We start from the raw sequence: 19,328 nt of genomic DNA on the forward strand, positions 1-19,328 counted from the left end.
GGTACCACAGTTGTCTTCCTAAGACCGCTTGGCCTCCGACTTAGTTTTCTATTTAGTCATTTTCAAGTTCATCAGATATCTCTTCTGTATCCGAACCGAAGGATATTTTATCTAAAACTGAAGAACCATAATATGGTAAAATTACCAGTCCAAGAATGGTTGCCATCCAAAATGAAATTAACCTTTCAATAACAGTAGCACCGGCTGAAATAGATGCAGTAATACCTGCAGCAGTATAAAATATAATCATTATACCGTCAACAGCACCGAGACCACCAGGAAGAAGAGGAATCATACCTGCAAGGGAAGCCAGAATAAATACTTCACCAATTACAACAGGATTAACATTAGCCCCAAATGCTAAAAATACCAAATATACCCTCAGTATTTCAAATATCCAAATTATAAAAGATAACGGGAGTGCATAATATAATACCTTCTTATTATGGATTACCATATTCATGGTATCCTGAAAACCTTTAATCACCCCATGGACTTTCTCTTCAAATTCTTCAGAATTTTTCTTGTAAAATCTTCTAACCAGACCAATAATCCACCCATCAACCCGTTTACCAAAATTAGGATTGATAGACATATAAATAACTAAAATTAAAATTATTACAATAGCTATTACAGCAACGACCATCAATACTAGCAAAGCTGGTGAAAAATCAAAATACAAAGTCATTCCTATAATAGTCAAAATAGCTAAAAATACAAATGGAAAAGTATCCAAAGCCCTATCAGCCACAACAGCTGCAAATGTCTCTTCCATAGGATAATCTTTTTCACGAGCCAAAAGATATGCCCTTACAGGTTCTCCACCACCCCTACCTGAAGGAGTAATGTTATTAACTGCAAGACCAACAAGCGTCATCGGAAGTAACTTAAAAACACTTGCGTTTAAATCAGCAATATCATTTAACACTTTCCATCGTATAGTGTATAAAAAATAAGTAAAAACCTGAACAGCAATAGCTAAACCAATCAGATATAAATTTGCAATTTTTAAAGCATTTATAACATCATCTATACCCACAAAGTATAGCATTACGACTAATATTAAAATACTTATTGCAAGGAGCATGATAGTTTTTTTATCCATATAATATTATTTTTCTTAAAAATTTATATATATATTTATTCAAAGTTATCTAATGTAATAACGGGGGAAATTATTTTATGAGATATATTAATAAAGGTGATGTTTTTTTAATAGCCAGAAATTCTGGTTTATTAATGATTGGAATTGGCGTATTATGTTTAATTCCCATTATTATTGATTTAATATATCTAGAATTTAATATAATAGGATATGCAATTCCAGGATTAATTTCAATTGCATTAGGATTTATTTTTAGTAGGTCGTTTAATAAACACTCCGACCGTAAAATGCGTATGAAACATGGTATGATCATATCATCCCTATCATGGTTGTGGGCCTGTATTATGTGTGGACTTGCAATGTACTTAATTACAGGCATGAATATTGAAGATGCTCTATTTGAAAGTATGTCTGCACTCACAGGCAGCGGAATTACAATTTTTCCCGATGTGGAAATCCTACCCCAAAGTATTCTATTTTTCAGAGCCCTTCAACAATGGGTTGGTGGACTCGGAGTAGTTGTTATGATTATATCAATTTTAACAAAACCTGGAACTACATCCGCAAAGCTGTATGACTCCGAAGCCCGTGAAGAACGTCTCAAACCATCTACCAAAGCTACCCTTAAACAAACCATTAAAATTTATTTGATTTATACTGCCGCAGGAATAATATTGTATTTACTTGCCGGAATGCCCGCTTTCGATTCTGTTTGTAATACATTTACCATCATCTCAACCGGAGGTATGAGTATTAAAAATATGAATATTGGTTTTTATCATAATTACATGATTTACTTTATTACAATTATTTTAATGATTTTGGGAGCAACGAGCTTTTTAGTTCACTATAAAGTTATCAAAACCCGAGGAAAATCATTGATTCATGATTTGCAATTTAAAGTAATGATTAGTTTAATAGCAGTAGGAACAATTCTGATTTATTTGGTCTCCCATATTGTTCCAATTGAAATATTGTTTACCGTTGTATCTGCTGTAACAACAACAGGTGCCAGCGTACAGAGTGCTTCTACAATGGGATCATGGCCGATGTTTGTACTTATTGTATTGATGACATTTATGTTAATTGGTGGATCCAGTGGGTCTACAGTAGGGGGAATTAAGTTAATACGCGTAATTACATTTTTTAAAGGAACATACAAACATTTACGTGAAATATTATCTCCAGAAGGCAGAGTTATTCCAATTCAAATTTCCGGACACAAACTAACTGAAAAAGCAATTCTTCAAAGCGGAAATTATATAACATTATACTTAATCTGCATTCTAATTACATGGTCCGTGATATGTTTATATGGCCATGACCCTATAGTTAGCTTATTCTACACAATATCCCTTGAGGGCAATGTAGGTTTAGAAATAGGTCAGCTTACTCAAGCACTTCAACCCGAATTAAAACTTTTAAGCATATTTAATATGTGGTCTGGAAGACTGGAAATATACCCAGTATTAATTACATTACGGTCCTTTTTTGAAGTATTTAAAAGATAGATTTATAAGTTCTGAAAATACAATATTCATTATTTAATAAAAATGGGTGATTTAATGTATGTAATAATTATGGGAATTGGACGTGTAGGACTATCTCTGTCAAACCTATTAATCGATGAGGGATACGATTTAACATTAATTGAGGAAGATGAAACATTATGTAACGAAGCAGCAGCTGAACTTGATGCATTAGTTATCCATGGAAATGGAACTAATTCTAAAATACTTGAAGAAACAAATATAGAAGATGCTGACTTTTTTATCGCAACCACAGGTAATGATGAAGCAAACTTGTTGTCTTGTATATTAGTTAATAAAAAATATAATGTTCCAAACATTATTGCCCGTGTAAGTAATCCCGACCACGAAGAAGCATTCAAGGCTGTTGGAATAGACAATGTAATCAGTCCGGAAATCACTGCAGCAGAATCTTTACAAAGATTAGTAACCAAACCAAACGTTGCAGATTTAATTCAGCTTGGTGAAGGAGATGCTGAAATTCTTGAAATGACCATAACTAATGACAAAACAGTTGGAAAACGTGTTGGTGACGTATCCCCAACTAAAGATTATATCATAATCGCCATGTATAAGAATGGAAAATTAGAGATACCTCAACCGGACAATATTATCGCCCGTGGAGAAAAGGTATCCGTACTTGTTAAAAGAGGATCATTTTCCAAAGTATCCAAAAAATTTGAAAGATAATTTAAAATTGGCGGTATGAAAACTTAATATGTTCCTTTCCATTTCCTTCAACGATTGGACCATGTCCTGGAAGCAAATTAACTACATCCAATTTAGTTAATTTAAAAACAGACTCTTTCAAATCATTCCAATCTCCGCCAATGTCCGATCTTCCAACGCCACCATGGGAAAAGACGGTATCTCCAGAAATTAAATTAACACCATCCCATAAACATATTCCTCCGCTGGTATGACCTGGTGTGTGAATAACCTTAAAGCCTCTGATTTCGTCACCATCTTTTAAATCTATATCAACTCTAGAATTATTATGATTTTCAAAAGCATTCATTGAAGTTCCAAGATCGTCCTCATTTCTCATTGAAATTGCATCAAGTTCATGGATGGCAATTTCGGCATCTTCAAATAAGTAATTGCCACCAATATGGTCAAAATGGCAATGAGTATTGACCACCAAAGAAATATCTTCTCTTTTAAGACCATGTTTTTCAATTTGGGAAATCAAATAGTCTTCATTAAATCCTGTCCCAGTATCAACCAACATATCATCGATTAAATAACAATTACAATCCATATTGTAACCCGGAATAAATAAAATATTATTAGAACTCATGAAGATAACTATTATAAAAAGTAGTAAAAAAAAGTTTGTATAAAAATGGGGTCACAGGGATTTGAACCCCGATCCTGGGATATCTCTTGCCTCAGTACTCCAATTGATCATCACAACAAGTACTGTTCAGTTACGCGTATATTTCTTCAAAGACAACTGGAGTCCCAGATGATGCCTGGTTACACTATAACCCCACATAACATACAATATTAATTATATTTTAATTAGTATATAAAGTTTATGTTAAAATTTCATTTGCTTATCAATACCTGCAATCTCATCAAGTTCTAAGCCTTTTTCTAATGCATAATCCTTTTCAACTTTATAATTTCCATTTCTCGTTCTTTCAGCATTTTCAGGCTCTAAAAATAGCCATTTAGTGTATTTGAATTTAACACCAATATATGATTTGGCACCAAATATCCCTGAAAATTCCAAGAGAGCATCAATTTGTTCAGCATCAATGTAAATTTTATCCTTGGTAGTGGTCTTAACTTCAATAGCCAAATATAACTTCCCATTACCTGCAACAACATCCGGTAATGGTCTTTTTGTAGCCCCTCCAGAAGCGGGAGCCCTCATAGCTGCAAAATCTCTATCCCACAACTTATGTACTAAATCTCTTTCTTCAGCAGAACCTTTTTTTGCCAAGAATAACACCAAAAAACAAGTTTATAAATGGGGCCGGGGCCGAGATTTGAACCCGAGTCCCGGGATCCACAGTCCCGGAGGATGACCACCTACCCTACCCCGGCAGTTAAATATACTAAAAATAAAAAAATTGTAAGATGCGGGAGCAGGGATTTGAACCCTGGTAGACCTGCGTCAACAGGTCCTAAGCCTGTCCCCTTTGGCCTCTCGGGCACCCCCGCTTATAAAACGAAAGTGAAGAAACCATTAAAAATCTCAACAAATTTTTTTAAATGCTCCGGCCGGGATTCGAACCCGAGTCTTCGGCTCGAAAGGCCGAAATGATTGGCCGGACTACACCACCGGAGCAAATGAATGAATAAGGTTTGTAACATGGGCCCAATGGGATTCGAACCCATGACCTTCCGGTTATGAGCCGGACGCTCTACCTGGCTAAGCTATGGGCCCAAAAGCGCCATCGACAGGGCTCGAACCTGTGACCAATCGGTTAACAGCCGAACGCTCTACCTACTGAGCTACGATGGCATATAGATAACCCATTATCTTAACCAAATATAAACCCATGATTAAAAATCAAAAGACTTTAAACAGTATTTTACTATTATATTTTTACTAGTATATAAAAGTTATGTTTTTCCTACATTAAAATGAAAAAAACAAATAACATACGAAAAATACTATTAATTACTTAGAACATAATAATATATAAATTTAATTAAACAGTTGAAAATATGGATTCCAATATATTTGATTTGATAAAGGATGCTAATGAAATAACCCTTAAAAAACACTCCAATGTAGTGACACTCGAACGAGCTGTTTTTTTATCATGGTGGTGCGATAAAGGAGACTGTGCATTTTGTTATATGTCAACACAAAAAGATAAAATCAAAGATCCGACAAAAGCCAGACGAAACGTCAGCAACATATATGCCGAAGCGGAAATGTGTAAACGTCTAGACTGGAACATTGAATTTTTATCCGGAGGATATAAATCGTTCACCACTTCTGAAATAAAAGAAATAGCTACTACAATTAAAAATATTACTGGAGATGGAGTCTGGTTAAATACAGGAATCACTGATGAATTAGCAGAATACGGATCAGAAATCAAAGGCATAACCGGTGCGGTTGAAGTTGCAAATCCTGAAATTCACAACAGAGTATGCCCCTCCAAAAGTCTGGATGACATCAGCAATATGTTAGATACTGCCGGGAATTTAGGCTTTAAAAAAGCAATAACAATAATATTGGGCCTTGGTGAAAGTCTGGATGATATTAAATACATTATAGATTACATCAGAGAACATGATATTGACAGAGTAATTTTTTATTCTCTGAATCCCCACAAAGAAACAATTTATGCAGACAAATCACAGCCGGCATCACTTTACTATGCACAGGTAGTGGCTAGGGTTCGTTTGGAATTTCCAAAAATTGAAATCATATGCGGCACATGGATTGATAACCTTGCAAATATTGGAATTTTAATTTTAAGCGGCGCCAATGGAATTACAAAATTCCCTCTTTTTAAAATGTTCGGAACAAAATATGGTAAAAGAGTTGAAGAAGAAGTTAAATGGGCAGGTAGAGAATTAAAAGGAACATTTACTGATAAAACTAAATTAGGTCCTGAAAAAAGTGAAGTTTCACCGGATTTAGATAAATTTATTAAAAGGTATATTAAGGAATCTCTTAAAAATAAGTACTGAAATAACTGATTTTTGACAATCTTTATAAGTCCCATTTTATATATATTATAATAATATAAATTTTTAAAAAAAATTTCCAAATGGAGGAATTAATATTAGCGACGATTTTAGTATGATGTGTGGACTTGAAATCCACGTACAATTAGAAACTGAATCAAAATTATTCTGTGATTGCCCGACAAATTTTAACGAGGCACCTATTAATCAAAACATTTGTCCAGTTTGTTTAAATCAACCAGGTGCTAAACCTCATCCGACCAATCAGCATGCAATTGAAAATGCATTGATGATTTCTTTGATGTTGAACTGTAAAATAGATCAAGGATTTACCTACTTTATGAGAAAACATTATGATTACCCGGACTTGTCTTCAGGATATCAAAGAACTTCTGTACCTATCGGATACGAAGGAGAATTAAATGGAATTAGAATTAGAGAAATCCACATTGAAGAAGACCCTGGTCAGTACAAACCAGACAGAGGTATTGTTAACTTCAACCGTTCAGGAATCCCCCTAGTAGAGATTGTTACAGAACCTGACATTACATCCCCTGAAGAGGCAAGGAACTTCTTAAAAGAAATTATTCGTGTTTTACAATACAGTGGTGCTGCACGTGGAGAAAACTCCATGAAAGCGGATGTTAATGTTTCACTTAATGGTGGAAACAGGGTTGAAATGAAAAACGTTAACTCCATTAAAGGTGCATACAGAGCATTGAAATTCGAAATAGTGAGACAAAAAAATCTCATTAAAAGAGGAGTTGAAATTCCACAGGAAACACGTGCTTATATTGAAAGCCAAATGATTACAACCCGAATGAGATTGAAAGAAGATGCTGACGATTATAGATTTATCCCAGATCCAGACTTACCTCCAATGGAAATTCCTGATGAATTAATTGAAAAAGTTAAGGAAGTAATGCCTGAAGCTCCTCACCACAAGGTTGAAAGGTTTGTAAAAGATTATGGCATTGATGAAGAAACCGCAAAAGTATTAACTTCAGAGCTAGATTTAGCTATTTCATATGAAGAAGTTGTAAAAGAAGTTGATCCAGTATTTGCTGCTAAATGGATGAGAGATGAACTTAAAAGAGTCTTATCATACAACAAATTAGACTATGCAGATAGTGGAATTACCGTTGAAAATTTAATTGAATTCTTGCAAATGCTTGAAAATAAAGAAATCACAACCAAAGCAGGTCAAAGAATCATTGAACAAATGCCAAACAATGATAAAACACCTAAACAAATAGCTGAGGAATTAGGTTTGCTTGGTGTTGTAAAAGATGATGAAGTATTGGCAGCAGTTAAACAGGCTATTGATGAAAATCCAAAAGCTGTTCAAGATTACCATGATGGACAGAAAGCTTCACTTAATTTCCTTGTTGGTCAAGTCATGAGATTGACTCGCGGAAAGGCAGACCCTGGCGAAACAGTCAAACTTTTGAAAGAAAATATTTAAGGAGATTAATATGGCTCAAAATAAATCATTTGTTAAAGATTACATGACCAAGAATGTTATTAGTGTTTCCCCAGATACTCCAACAGAAAAGATTATATCATTAATGAAAGAAAGCCATCACAACAGTTATCCTGTTGTTGAAAACAATAAACTTGTAGGAATGGTAACTGCATTCGATATCGTTGCTAAAGATTGGAAGGATAAAGTCAGAGGAATGATGAGTACTAAATTGGTTGTCGCTAACGAAAATTTATCCATTAATGACGCTTCCAGAGTAATGTTCAGACGAGGAATATCAAGAATGCCTGTTGTTGATGAAAACGGCATACTTGTTGGAATTATTACAAACACAGATATGGTCCGTTCACACATTGAAAGGTCAACTCCAAATAAAGTGGAATACTTTAAAAATACTATGGAACAGTTATATGGCATTAAAACCACTTTAAAGAGGATGAAAGTCCCAACAGAAAAATTAAGACCTACTCAAGACAGAGTTTATGCGGATGAACTTGAAGGAAGAAGCTATGAATTAAAGAAAGGTTTAGCAGAACCTGCCATTGTAGTTAAAACTGGAGACAGATGGATTTTAGTTGATGGACACCACAGAGCAGTGGCTTCCAAACAGATGGGCTGTAAAACCGTAGATTCATATGTGGTTGACTTGGGTCAAGACATTAAGTTAGGTATGGAAAAAACTGCAGATAAAGCAGGCATTAAGAAATTTGAAGACATTACTATTATTGACGATGATAAACACCCATTAATAGCTATTACCGAAAGTATCCAGGATAGTGAATCACATGGCGAATGAAAAGATAATAAGAGAAGTTTGGGAAGTCCTTGAAAGTAGAAGAGACAACCCAATTGATTCATATACTTCAAATATAATGCAAGACAGTGACAAAAAAGCAGAAGATAAGATACTTGAAAAGATTGCTGAAGAATGCGGTGAAGTATTGATAGCCAGCAAAAATGATGAAAATTTAGTTTATGAATCTGTTGATTTGATTTTTCACACATTATTGCTGCTTGTCTATAAAGGAATAGACATAGATGAACTATTTGAAGAATTTGAAAGAAGAAGAAAATAATTTATTATTAAGGGTTGGCTATTAATGAGCGAATTCAATTTTTCTGTAGTTATTGCCGCATATAATTCTGATTTATGGATTTCAAAAACCATTAATAGTATAATTAACCAAAGTATTGATTTTGAGAAAAATATTCAAATCATTATTGTTAATGATGCTAGTACTGACAACACAGGAAGCATCTGTAAAGAATTTAAAGCCAAATATCCTAAAAATATTAAATACATTGAAAATGATGAAAATTTAGGTCCTTCAGAAACCAGAAATATTGGTCTTAAACAGGCAAATGGAAAATATGTAAACTTTCTGGACAGCGACGATTATCTTTCATCAAATACTTTTAGAAGCATTTTAAGATTCTTTAACACCCACAGCGATGAAATCGACATAGTATCAATACCAATATACTTCTTTGGTGAAAAAAAAGGAGAACATAATCTTAATTTTAAATATGATGCTGATAAGATCGTTGATCTTTTGGAAATGCCGGACCACATACAAATGTCCTCAGCATCCTCATTTTTTAAAAGAAGTGCAATTGGAGATTTGAAATTCGACAAAAATCTACTAGTATCAGAAGATGTTGTTTTTATTAACCAATTACTTTTAAAAAATCCAAAAATAGGTTTTTGTAAAGATGGGAAATATTATTATCGAAAAAGAGAAGAAAAATCATCACTTATTGATAATTCATCCCTTAAAAAGGATTATTTCAATGCCCGTGCAAAAAACTATTTTAAGTTTCTAATTGACAAAAGCATTGAATCATATGGTGAAGTTCCTTCATTTATCCAATATACAATAATGTATGACCTTCAATGGCTATTCGACATATCCTCAGTCAATAAAATTTTAACGATAATCGAAATCAAAGAATTGAGAAAACAGCTTTATGAAATACTCCAATATATCGATGATGAAGTGATATACAATCAAAAAGAGATAGAGGATATTTTAAAGGCGAACATATTATTTTTCAAACATAAAAAATATGAAAATACCCCTGAATATTCCAATATAGAAAATAAAATCATTTCAAGACTAAATCTGAATACCGTTTATATTGATGTTTATGAAATCATTGACAATACACTGCATATTGTAGGTGATTTGCCGACAATGTTTAATAATATCGCAGATGTTTATCTGAATGGTGAAAAAATTGAATCAAAGGAATTGAAATTTCCACAAAGGGACAAATATAGTTTAAGCTATAAATATGGAACAAATTATTCATTTGAAGTGAAAATTCCTCTAAATTATGACAAAAAATATGAAATTACATTTAAAAGCAGAAATAAAATATTTCCTAATTTATATATTGACTTTTCAAGACCCTGCAACTTTTCAAAAATCGTTGGGTATGCCAAAACTAAAGATTACTTATCCTATTTGGACGGAAACAATAAAATTATCGTCAAAAAGAAAAAGACTGGAGATTGGATAAAAAAAGAACTTAAAACAATATATTCCATGTTGAAAAAGCGTGAAAAAGGATATAAAACTGGTATTCCATTAAGATTGATGTATTTGTTTAGCTATCCCTATATGAGAAATAAAAGAATTTGGCTATTCATGGATTTGCCCAATATGGCGGATGATAATGGAAGACAGCTTTTCAAATATGCCCAGGAAAAAGATACCCACATCAAAAAATATTTTGTCTTAAAAAAAAACAGCAAAGACATGGAAGATATGAAAAAAATAGGAGATGTTCTGCATTATAAATCCATCAAACATCGTTTTATCGGATTATACGCTGAAAAAATCATTACATCACACCCGGACAACAATATTATCTACCCATTTTGGGGAAATTATCCATTTTTTGCAGGTCTTTTAAAATCCTCAACAATATTTTTGCAGCACGGTATTACAAAAGACAATGTATCCTCATGGCTTAACGAATATGATAAACATTTACAAATGTTTTTAACGGCATCAAAACTTGAATATAAATCAATTTTTAAATATCCCTACAACTATAAAAAAGAAGTAGTTAAATTGCTTGGATTTCCAAGATTTGACAGATTGAAAAGGAAAGAAGATAAAAGAAAAGTTTTAATTATGCCCTCCTGGAGAAGATTCCTTAAATTCAAATCAAATGAAATAGTTTTAAACTCTGGATTCTTCAAAAAATTTAATTCCTTGATTAACAATGAAAGATTGATTGAGGCTTCAAAGAAATACGATTATGAAATCGTTTTTAAGCCACATCCAAACGTTTATGATTTTATAGATTTATTCGATACGAACAATACCGTGAAAATTGACTATGAACATGAAAGATACCATAACGTATTTAACCATGGGTCACTTTTAATTACTGACTATTCGTCTGTTGCTTTTGATTTTGCTTATCTAAATAAACCCGTCTTATATTATCATTATGGTGAAGATTATCACTTTAATCTAAATGAAAGTTACTTTGACTATGAAACAATGGGCTTTGGTGAAATCTGCAAAAGCGAGGATGATCTTGTGGATGAAATTATTGAATACATGAAAAACAACTGTGAAATAAAAGAAAAATATGAAAAACGCATCAAAGCATATTTCCTATTTACAGACAATAACAATTCAATGAGAGTCTATGATGCAATCAGAAGGCTCCCTAGGAAAGTTTGAACTCCATATTATACATCCCTCTTTTTAAAAAGGATTTCTTATTGAAAACCTTGAATCCCAATCTTTCGTATAGTGATTTTGCTCTTGGGTTTCTAAAGTCTGCATCAAGAATAATTCTTTTATAATTATTTTTACGAGCATAATCAATGACATCTTTAATTACTTTAGTTCCATAACCTTTTGACCTTTGATTTTCATCAATTGCAAAACCAGCTATATAAAAATCGCCTTTTTTAATATCACATATAACGAAATAATCCAGGATATCAACAATAAGCAGCTTAAGGGAAGCGAAATGAGTCTTAATTTTTTTGTCATAAGTGGAAAACATCAGTATTCCAATGAGAGTTTCATCATCATATATGACTTTTATGCATTCTTCCATTTTCAGACTTTTTTCAATAGCTGAAATAGCCTTTTCTTTTGAAGAAAAAAGCTTGTCAAATGTTCTAAAATCAACATCATAAATAAATGTGGCAATCTTATTTGCATCATGAATTTCAGGGTCAAATGTTACATATTTCATATTATCTGCTTTTTACAATGGTTAAAGCAAATACTGCAGCCCCAAACCCGTTATCAATATTTACTACAGCTATTCCCGGAGCACATGATTGGAGCATTGAATCCAGTGCAACACGTCCACCTTCACCGACACCATAGCCGACTGATGTTGGAACAGCAATAACAGGAATATCTACAAGGCCTGCTACAACTGATGGAAGTGCTCCTTCCATTCCTGCACAGACAATCAATACCTTAACCCCTTCCTTAACCATATAGGCAATCTGTGGGAATAGCCTGTGGATTCCGGCCACACCAATGTCATAGGAGGTGATGGCCTCACAGCCGCTTTCCTCAATGATAACCTTTGCTTCTTCAGCAACATTAATATCAGATGTTCCGGCAGTTAAAATACCAATTTTAGCAATTGGCTTTGATTTAGTTTCATTAACTTTAATTACTAAAATCTGACCTTTTTTATTATAATCAAAAATTAAATCTTCAAGATACTCCAAATCTTTTAGAAGTTTCTCATATCTCTTGAGGGTCAACTTTGTAATGATGAGATTTTGAGGGTTTTCGCTTTCAAAGTATCTTTTTACAATAAACAACAAGTCTTCATAATCCTTGCTTGGAGCAAAAACGGCTTCTGGAAAGCCTGTTCTAATTTGACGGTTGGAATCCAATTTGGCAACTTCATCCAATTCCAAAATATTTTGAGATTTGATTAGATTTTCTGCGGTTTCCAAATCTATTTCTTCATTGATTAATTTTTCAAGTATTTCCCTCATAATAGTAATTTAAGGTTAAAGATATTAAAAAAACTTATGAATAATTAAGCCTAAATACTATAATATTTATGACAGCGAAAAAGATTTTAACTCAGGGAATTGTTCAGGGTGTTGGTTTTAGACCCTATGTATATAGGTTAGCTACAGATTTGAATTTAAAAGGTTATGTAAGAAATTTAGGAAATGTAGTTGAAATTATTCTTGAAGGAGACAATATTGAGTTATTTACTGAAAGACTGCAGAATGAACTGCCCCCAATTGCAAGAATTGATTCTATTGAAGTTAAAGATATAGATGAAAGCAATTTTGATGAGTTTAAAATTATTGAAAGTTCTGATTCATATTCGGGAGTTAGCGTAATACCTCCCGACATTGCAATCTGTGACAGCTGTCTGGAAGAAATCAGAAATCCTGCAGACAGGCGCTATAAATATCCTTTCAATGCATGTACCGATTGCGGGCCAAGATTTACTGTAATCGATTCAGTCCCCTATGACAGGGACAAAACATCAATGGATGAGTTTCCCTTATGTGATGAGTGCCTTGTTGAGTATAAAAATCCGCTTGACAGACGTTATCACGGCGAGGCAATCTGCTGCAGTGACTGCGGACCTCAAATGGCAATTTACAAAAGAGACCAATTAATTGATTGTGACAATCCTATTAAACTAGGTGCTGAAAAATTGAATGATGGTAAAATTTTAGCCATTAAAGGGATTGGCGGAACCCATCTTGTTGTTGATGCATATAATGATGATGCTATAAAAGAATTAAGATCCAGATTGAACAGACCTAATCAGGCATTTGCTGTTATGAGCAGCGATTTAAAATCCGTGCAAAGATACGCTCAGCTATCCGAAAATGAAATTGAAACTATCACTTCCAACAAAAGACCTATCGTTATTTTAAAGAAAAATGAGAATTATAATTTCCCTGAAAGCTTATCACCCGGCCTGCACAACATTGGTGTGATGCTTCCATACTCCCCGATGCACTATCTGCTTTTTGATGAGGGAGAAATCGACACTTATGTCATGACTTCAGCCAATATTCCCGGAGAGCCAATGATGATTGACAATATAGAAATCATTAACGGTATCAGCGATTATTCACTTGTCCATAATCGTAAAATATTAAACAGATGTGATGATTCAGTTATAAGATTCAGAAATGATGAATTATCATTTATCCGCCGTTCCAGAGGTTATACACCAGAACCTTACACAATAAACTATGATGTCAATGACTTGAATGTGCTGTCTCTCGGTCCAGAACTTGATGTTACATTTTGTCTTGCAACTGGTGCAATTGCATACCCATCACAGCATATCGGAAACACGAATAAATTAAAGACACTTAATTTTCTTAAAAATTCAATTAAGCATATGAAAAGAATTACGAAGATATGTGATATAGATGCAGTTGCATGCGATTTACATCCACAGTTTTTTACAACGAAATTGGCATATGAATTTGGAGTTGAGGTAATTCCTGTTCAGCACCATCATGCACATGCGGTGGCACTGGCCAACGATTATAATATTGATGAGATGATAGTGATAGCTGCTGACGGAACGGGTTATGGCGATGACCATACTAGCTGGGGCGGAGAAATTCTCTATACCGACATTAAAAGCTATGAAAGATTGGCTCATCTGGAAAGGCAAAAAATGCCTGGAGGAGACCTTGCAACAAAATATCCGATTCGTATGCTTTTAAGTATCCTGAAAGATGAAGAATTAATTAAAAATTACATCAAATACTTCAAATACGGAGAAATGGAAATTAAAAACATATTTAAACAGCTTGATGCAGGAATTAATGTTGGTGTGACCACAAGTACTGGCAGAGTTCTGGATTCTGTTTCAGCTGCTTTAGAAATATGTAATGAAAGAACATATGAAGGAGAAGCATCAATGAAGCTGGAATCTGCAGCATATTATTCAACCAGTGAACTGGAATTGCCACTGATTATTGAAAAAAATACATTGAATACTACAGAAATTTTAAGGGAAGTTGTAGATCTTTATTTGAAAGGACATAAAAAGGCAGATATTGCAAATGCTGCCCAAAAAACAATAGCTAATGGATTAAGTGAACTTGCCATTCAATCTGCAGACAAAAAAGGAATATCTACCATTGGTGCAACTGGTGGAGTATTCTACAACGAAGCCATTACAGATGCCGTTAAAAATTACATTGAATCAAATGAATATACTTTCATCCAGCATAAAAATACCTGCTGCGGAGACGGTTCAGTCAGCTTGGGTCAGATAATAGTTGCAAAAACAAGAGATAAATAAAAAAAAGAGAAAAAAGATTATAACTAATACAAATTAAAAAAATTATCTACTTCTTAAAGTTCTTTCAAGTATATATTCTGCTCTTGCTTTAAGATTATCATATAATCTGATTTGATTTTTTAACTCTTCAAGAGCTTCCATTTGACCATTGTCTATTCTTTTTTCAATATCCAATAATTTAGACCATTCATCACCTGACGGCAATTGCAATGTATCTTTAGTATCGAAGTTTACGTCAAATGAGTTTTTATTGATTGTAATCTGTATAGTTACTTCATTATCCAAATCATAGTATTTACGCGGTCTTCCTCTCAGTATCTTTTTATATGAGGAGTTCAATATTCCTACTTCTTCCATAGCCCTCAAGTGAGCGATAACCGCTTTTTGACCAACATTCAGTTCATTTGAGATTTCACTTACAAACATCGGTTCCTGTCTTAAGAGGTCAATTATATCTCTTCTCGTTTTACAGCCCATTACATCCAAAATATCTTCTTTATCTATATCACCAAGATCGCTTCCATAATTTCCACGGATTTCAATACTTTCCGAAGAGGAATTACCCTTATTCTGGAACTTGGTATTTTTTTTAATATCATTTGTATCAGTCATGATTATACATTATGTCAAAAACCTTTATATAACTTTTTGTTACTATAATATTTTCCTGGAAAAAAATCGACCCCATTTTCACTTCGAATGAATGTTATTAAATATCATATTCCGATACCAAAAATCATCATGAAAATTTTAAAATAACATTTTAACAGAAAAAACCGAAACCTTTATATAACCTTTTGTTACTATAATAATGTAGGAGAAAGATAACTTTTTGTTACTTTAATATTTGGTTTCAAAAACTCGGAGTAATAACTCTTGAAAGATGAACCATTTTCCTATATGTCCATAAATTCCTAAAAACCAAATTATTGAAGTTCAAAAATAGTAATTCTCTGCCGTGAGTTATTACAAAGAGTTTTTAATAATACAAAAGGTGAGTTAATGGCAAAAAAGAAAAAAGAAGAAGTTGAAGAAAAAAAAGACCTTCAAGAAGAATATGACGAGCTTCTTGAGGAGTTGGCCAAAAAAGATGAAGAGATATCCTCCCTAAAAGAAGACCTCGAAAAACAGGAAGGCGAAACTGAGGAATATGTCTCACTATCCCAAAGACTTCAGGCAGATTTTGAAAATTTCAAAAAAATCACAGACAAGAGAAATGTTGAAATCGTAAAATTTGCAAATGAAAATCTCATAAAAGAATTCCTCGATTGCTATGAAGACCTTGAAAGATCCCTTACAATCGAAAATGATGAAGATTTCAGAGAAGGCGTTGAGTTAGTCTATAACAAATTCAAAGATGTCTTGACCAAAGAAGGCGTTGAAGAGATTCCTGCCAAAGGAGAAAAATTCGACCTGAACAAACATGAAGCATTAATGGTTCAGGAAAGTGAAGACGTTGAAAACGGATACGTTATAGATGAACTGATGAAAGGATACATGTATAAAGATAAAGTTTTAAAATACTCAAAAGTAATTGTTTGTAAAAAATAATCATGCTTATTAAATAATTTATTAATTAAAAAATTGGTGATAATTATGTCAGATAATAAAAAAGAAAAAATCATTGGAATCGACTTAGGTACAAGTAACTCAGCAGCATCTGTACTTGTAGGAGGAAAACCAACCACAATTCCTTCAGCAGAAGGAGCAAGCCAATATGGTAAATCATTCCCAAGTTATGTTGCATTTAGTGAAGACGGACAAATGTTAGTTGGTGAACCGGCAAGAAGACAAGCTGTTACAAACCCTGAAAACACCATTAGTGCAATCAAAAGATTAATGGGTACAGACAAAAAAGTAACTGCAAACGGAAAACAATACTCACCACAAGAAATCTCAGCATTCATCTTGCAAAAAATCAAAAAAGATGCTGAAACCTTCTTAGGCGAACCTATTGAAAAAGCAGTTATTACCGTACCTGCTTACTTTGACGACAACCAAAGGACTGCAACAAAAGATGCGGGTACCATTGCAGGATTGGATGTTGTAAGACTTGTAAACGAACCTACTGCAGCAAGCCTCGCATACGGTTTAGACAAACAGGATGACGATGATATTAATATTATGGTATACGATTTAGGTGGAGGTACCTTAGACGTAACCATTATGGAATTCGGTGGTGGAGTATTTGAAGTAAAATCCACAAGCGGAGATACCCAACTCGGTGGTACCGATATGGATAACGTATTACTCAATTACTTAGCTGATGAATTTAAAGCAAAAGAAGGAATCGATTTAAGAGATAACGATCAAGCAGTACAAAGATTAAGAGAAGCTGCTGAAAAAGCAAAAATCGAACTATCCACTACCTTAACTACTGAAGTTAACTTGCCATTCATTGCAATGGGATCTGATGGAACTCCTAAAAACTTAATTGAAAGCTTAACAAGAGCTAAATTAGAAGAATTAGTTGACGGAATTATCCAAAAATCAGGTAAACCAATGCAACAAGCATTAGATGATGCAAAAATGAGCAAAAATGAAATTAACAAAATCATTTTAGTTGGTGGACCTACCAGAATGCCATGCGTACAATCATTCGTTGAAAAATTCATAGGCAAACCAGTTGAAAGAGGAATCGACCCAATGGAATGTGTATCCATGGGAGCAGCTATCCAAGGTGGAGTATTGGCTGGAGAAATTAAAGACTTAGTTCTTTTAGATGTAACTCCATTATCCTTAGGTATTGAAACCTTAGGTGGAGTATCAACCACATTAATCGAAAGAAATACTACCATTCCTACCAAGAAAAGTCAAATCTTTTCAACTGCAGCAGACAATCAGCCATCTGTAGACATTAACGTATTGCAAGGTGAAAGAAGAATGGCAGCAGACAATACATCCTTAGGCCGTTTCCAATTAGTAGGAATCCCACCTGCACCAAGAGGTGTTCCACAAATTGAAGTAACCTTCGATATTGATGCAAACGGTATTATCAACGTTACCGCAAAAGATAAAGGAACAGGTAAAGAACAAGCTATTACAATTACTTCCTCAACCAAATTATCTGATGAAGAAATCGAACAAAAAATCAAAGAAGCAGAAATGAATGCTGAAGCAGATAAGAAAAAACAAGAAGAAATTGAAGTAAGAAACAATGCAGACTCATTAATTTACACATCTGAAAAAACAATTGAGGAACTCGGAGACAAAGTGTCCGAAGATGAAAAATCAAATGTTGAAAAATTAGTTGGTGAGTTAAGAGAACTCATAGCTGGAGACGATATCGAAGCTATTAAATCAAAAACCGAAGAATTAGAAAAAGTAGTCCAAGAAATTGGTGCTAAAATCTATCAGCAAGCACAGGCTGAAGCACAAGCTCAACAAGCAGCTGGTCAAGATCCGAATGCAGGAGCTCAAACTCAAGATTCACCTTCAGACGATGATGACACAATTGATGCGGACTACGAAGTAAAAGATGATTAGATTTATGAAATAAATGTTTTGTCTCAGCGTAGGTAATCAGAATCAGAATCAATAAAATTAAACTAACAACGAGATGAAACATTTTTATTTTTTTATCTAATTTTTTTAAACAAATTTCAAGGTGAATAAATGGCAGACAAGCGAGATTATTACGAAGTCCTTGGAGTCGATAAAACAGCTGATGAAAAGGAAATTAAGAAAGCTTATCGTAAACTGGCAATGAAATACCATCCTGATGTAAGTGAAGAAGAAGGTTCAGAAGAAAAATTCAAAGAAATAAGTGAAGCTTACGCAGTATTGTCTGATGATGAAAAACGTCAAAGATACGATCAGTTCGGTCATGCCGGAATGGATGGATATACCGCTGAAGACTTCTATCAAAATATAAACTTTGATGATATATTCCAAGGATTTGATATTGGTAATATCTTCGATTTATTTGGTTTTGGTGGAGGTTCACGATCAAGAGGCAGAACAGGTCCGCAAAGAGGATCCGATATTTACACTGATGTTCATATAACTCTTAAAGAAGCGTTCCATGGCTGTGAAAAAGAAATCAAAGTCACAAGAAGTGAACTTTGTCCAACATGTAACGGTTCAAAATCAAAACCTGGCCATGACCCTGAAACCTGTCCAACATGTAAGGGAACAGGTCAAATAAAAGAGGTCAGCAACACATTTTTAGGCCAGATGGTTAATGTAAGACCATGTCGCCAATGTGGAGGAACAGGTAAAATAATTACTGAACCATGTGATAAATGTC

General features: G+C 33.7%; 17 protein-coding genes and 6 tRNA genes. 11 read left to right on the forward strand and 12 right to left on the reverse strand.

Features of this window, described 5'->3' with window-relative positions:
• Nucleotides 1-52 precede the first annotated feature (52 nt).
• Entirely contained in the window at nucleotides 53-1,105 is a 1,053-nt protein-coding gene (locus ACKI3Q_RS02720) for a UPF0104 family protein (protein WP_407414025.1), read from the reverse strand.
• Between the two features lie 77 nt (nucleotides 1,106-1,182).
• On the opposite strand from ACKI3Q_RS02720, the gene ACKI3Q_RS02725 reads away from it, so the two are divergent.
• Both ACKI3Q_RS02725 and ACKI3Q_RS02730 read left to right on the forward strand, forming a co-directional pair.
• Complete coding sequence (locus ACKI3Q_RS02725) at nucleotides 1,183-2,616, forward strand: TrkH family potassium uptake protein (protein ID WP_407414027.1); 1,434 nt, start codon at nucleotides 1,183-1,185, stop codon at nucleotides 2,614-2,616.
• A 54-nt stretch (nucleotides 2,617-2,670) separates the two neighbouring features.
• A complete protein-coding gene (locus tag ACKI3Q_RS02730) occupies nucleotides 2,671-3,324 on the forward strand; it encodes a potassium channel family protein (RefSeq protein WP_407414029.1) in 654 nt (217 codons plus the stop codon).
• A gap of 1 nt (nucleotide 3,325) precedes the next feature.
• On the opposite strand, the gene ACKI3Q_RS02735 is transcribed toward ACKI3Q_RS02730, so the two are convergent.
• From ACKI3Q_RS02735 to ACKI3Q_RS02770, 8 genes are all read right to left on the reverse strand, one after another.
• Nucleotides 3,326-3,934, reverse strand: coding sequence for an MBL fold metallo-hydrolase (locus ACKI3Q_RS02735; protein WP_407414031.1), 609 nt, complete (start codon nucleotides 3,932-3,934; stop codon nucleotides 3,326-3,328).
• A gap of 46 nt (nucleotides 3,935-3,980) precedes the next feature.
• Nucleotides 3,981-4,128, reverse strand: a tRNA-Trp gene (locus tag ACKI3Q_RS02740).
• 49 nt (nucleotides 4,129-4,177) lie between these two features.
• Nucleotides 4,178-4,585: a Holliday junction resolvase Hjc gene (hjc, locus tag ACKI3Q_RS02745; RefSeq protein WP_407414033.1), complete on the reverse strand. Its 408-nt coding sequence runs from the start codon at nucleotides 4,583-4,585 to the stop codon at nucleotides 4,178-4,180.
• Between the two features lie 28 nt (nucleotides 4,586-4,613).
• Nucleotides 4,614-4,689 (reverse strand) — tRNA-His (locus ACKI3Q_RS02750).
• Nucleotides 4,690-4,723: 34 nt separating this feature from the next.
• A tRNA-Leu gene (locus ACKI3Q_RS02755) sits at nucleotides 4,724-4,806 on the reverse strand.
• 52 nt (nucleotides 4,807-4,858) lie between these two features.
• Nucleotides 4,859-4,933 (reverse strand) — tRNA-Glu (locus tag ACKI3Q_RS02760).
• A 25-nt stretch (nucleotides 4,934-4,958) separates the two neighbouring features.
• Nucleotides 4,959-5,032: transfer RNA gene (locus ACKI3Q_RS02765), tRNA-Ile, on the reverse strand.
• 5 nt (nucleotides 5,033-5,037) lie between these two features.
• A tRNA-Asn gene (locus tag ACKI3Q_RS02770) sits at nucleotides 5,038-5,110 on the reverse strand.
• Nucleotides 5,111-5,316: 206 nt separating this feature from the next.
• On the opposite strand from ACKI3Q_RS02770, the gene ACKI3Q_RS02775 reads away from it, so the two are divergent.
• From ACKI3Q_RS02775 to ACKI3Q_RS02795, 5 genes are all read left to right on the forward strand, one after another.
• Nucleotides 5,317-6,297, forward strand: coding sequence for a radical SAM protein (locus ACKI3Q_RS02775; protein ID WP_407414035.1), 981 nt, complete (start codon nucleotides 5,317-5,319; stop codon nucleotides 6,295-6,297).
• Nucleotides 6,298-6,409: 112 nt separating this feature from the next.
• Entirely contained in the window at nucleotides 6,410-7,759 is a 1,350-nt protein-coding gene (gatB, locus tag ACKI3Q_RS02780) for an Asp-tRNA(Asn)/Glu-tRNA(Gln) amidotransferase subunit GatB (protein ID WP_407414037.1), read from the forward strand.
• A 10-nt stretch (nucleotides 7,760-7,769) separates the two neighbouring features.
• Nucleotides 7,770-8,573: a CBS domain-containing ParB/RepB/Spo0J family partition protein gene (locus ACKI3Q_RS02785; protein WP_407414039.1), complete on the forward strand. Its 804-nt coding sequence runs from the start codon at nucleotides 7,770-7,772 to the stop codon at nucleotides 8,571-8,573.
• On the forward strand, nucleotides 8,563-8,853 hold the full coding sequence (gene hisE, locus ACKI3Q_RS02790) for a phosphoribosyl-ATP diphosphatase (protein WP_296886906.1): 291 nt from the start codon (nucleotides 8,563-8,565) through the stop codon (nucleotides 8,851-8,853). Before ACKI3Q_RS02785 ends, hisE begins: the two co-directional genes overlap by 11 nt.
• A gap of 24 nt (nucleotides 8,854-8,877) precedes the next feature.
• A complete protein-coding gene (locus ACKI3Q_RS02795; RefSeq protein WP_407414042.1) occupies nucleotides 8,878-11,481 on the forward strand; it encodes a CDP-glycerol glycerophosphotransferase family protein in 2,604 nt (867 codons plus the stop codon).
• On the opposite strand, the gene ACKI3Q_RS02800 is transcribed toward ACKI3Q_RS02795, so the two are convergent.
• Nucleotides 11,468-12,007: a GNAT family N-acetyltransferase gene (locus tag ACKI3Q_RS02800; RefSeq protein ID WP_407414043.1), complete on the reverse strand. Its 540-nt coding sequence runs from the start codon at nucleotides 12,005-12,007 to the stop codon at nucleotides 11,468-11,470. The two genes, ACKI3Q_RS02795 and ACKI3Q_RS02800, sit on opposite strands and share 14 nt — an antisense overlap.
• Before the next feature lies 1 nt (nucleotide 12,008).
• A complete protein-coding gene (gene larB / locus ACKI3Q_RS02805) occupies nucleotides 12,009-12,776 on the reverse strand; it encodes a nickel pincer cofactor biosynthesis protein LarB (protein WP_407414045.1) in 768 nt (255 codons plus the stop codon).
• A gap of 68 nt (nucleotides 12,777-12,844) precedes the next feature.
• On the opposite strand from larB, the gene hypF reads away from it, so the two are divergent.
• Complete coding sequence (gene hypF, locus ACKI3Q_RS02810) at nucleotides 12,845-15,079, forward strand: carbamoyltransferase HypF (protein WP_407414047.1); 2,235 nt, start codon at nucleotides 12,845-12,847, stop codon at nucleotides 15,077-15,079.
• 42 nt (nucleotides 15,080-15,121) lie between these two features.
• On the opposite strand, the gene ACKI3Q_RS02815 is transcribed toward hypF, so the two are convergent.
• A complete protein-coding gene (locus tag ACKI3Q_RS02815) occupies nucleotides 15,122-15,691 on the reverse strand; it encodes an ArsR/SmtB family transcription factor (RefSeq protein ID WP_407414049.1) in 570 nt (189 codons plus the stop codon).
• Between the two features lie 390 nt (nucleotides 15,692-16,081).
• On the opposite strand from ACKI3Q_RS02815, the gene ACKI3Q_RS02820 reads away from it, so the two are divergent.
• The 3 genes from ACKI3Q_RS02820 to ACKI3Q_RS02830 all read left to right on the forward strand — a co-directional run.
• Nucleotides 16,082-16,630, forward strand: a complete 549-nt coding sequence (locus tag ACKI3Q_RS02820) for a nucleotide exchange factor GrpE (RefSeq protein WP_407414051.1) — start codon at nucleotides 16,082-16,084, stop codon at nucleotides 16,628-16,630.
• Nucleotides 16,631-16,675: 45 nt separating this feature from the next.
• The gene (gene dnaK, locus ACKI3Q_RS02825) at nucleotides 16,676-18,565 is read left to right on the forward strand and encodes a molecular chaperone DnaK (RefSeq protein ID WP_407414053.1); all 1,890 of its coding nucleotides are present in this window, start codon (nucleotides 16,676-16,678) and stop codon (nucleotides 18,563-18,565) included.
• Between the two features lie 129 nt (nucleotides 18,566-18,694).
• On the forward strand, nucleotides 18,695-19,328 hold a 634-nt coding region (locus ACKI3Q_RS02830; protein ID WP_407414055.1), incomplete at its 3' end, for a DnaJ domain-containing protein.

The organism is Methanobrevibacter sp. (assembly GCF_045636185.1).
GTDB lineage: Archaea > Methanobacteriota > Methanobacteria > Methanobacteriales > Methanobacteriaceae > Methanocatella.

Coding starts and splice junctions, on each gene's coding strand:
- ACKI3Q_RS02720 (WP_407414025.1), bottom strand. CDS start 1,105: ATGGATAAAAAAACTATCATGCTCCTTGCAATAAGTATTTTAATATTA.
- ACKI3Q_RS02725 (WP_407414027.1), top strand. CDS start 1,183: ATGAGATATATTAATAAAGGTGATGTTTTTTTAATAGCCAGAAATTCT.
- ACKI3Q_RS02730 (WP_407414029.1), top strand. CDS start 2,671: ATGTATGTAATAATTATGGGAATTGGACGTGTAGGACTATCTCTGTCA.
- ACKI3Q_RS02735 (WP_407414031.1), bottom strand. CDS start 3,934: ATGAGTTCTAATAATATTTTATTTATTCCGGGTTACAATATGGATTGT.
- ACKI3Q_RS02775 (WP_407414035.1), top strand. CDS start 5,317: ATGGATTCCAATATATTTGATTTGATAAAGGATGCTAATGAAATAACC.
- gatB (WP_407414037.1), top strand. CDS start 6,410: ATGATGTGTGGACTTGAAATCCACGTACAATTAGAAACTGAATCAAAA.
- ACKI3Q_RS02785 (WP_407414039.1), top strand. CDS start 7,770: ATGGCTCAAAATAAATCATTTGTTAAAGATTACATGACCAAGAATGTT.
- hisE (WP_296886906.1), top strand. CDS start 8,563: ATGGCGAATGAAAAGATAATAAGAGAAGTTTGGGAAGTCCTTGAAAGT.
- ACKI3Q_RS02795 (WP_407414042.1), top strand. CDS start 8,878: ATGAGCGAATTCAATTTTTCTGTAGTTATTGCCGCATATAATTCTGAT.
- ACKI3Q_RS02800 (WP_407414043.1), bottom strand. CDS start 12,007: ATGAAATATGTAACATTTGACCCTGAAATTCATGATGCAAATAAGATT.
- larB (WP_407414045.1), bottom strand. CDS start 12,776: ATGAGGGAAATACTTGAAAAATTAATCAATGAAGAAATAGATTTGGAA.
- hypF (WP_407414047.1), top strand. CDS start 12,845: ATGACAGCGAAAAAGATTTTAACTCAGGGAATTGTTCAGGGTGTTGGT.
- ACKI3Q_RS02815 (WP_407414049.1), bottom strand. CDS start 15,691: ATGACTGATACAAATGATATTAAAAAAAATACCAAGTTCCAGAATAAG.
- ACKI3Q_RS02820 (WP_407414051.1), top strand. CDS start 16,082: ATGGCAAAAAAGAAAAAAGAAGAAGTTGAAGAAAAAAAAGACCTTCAA.
- dnaK (WP_407414053.1), top strand. CDS start 16,676: ATGTCAGATAATAAAAAAGAAAAAATCATTGGAATCGACTTAGGTACA.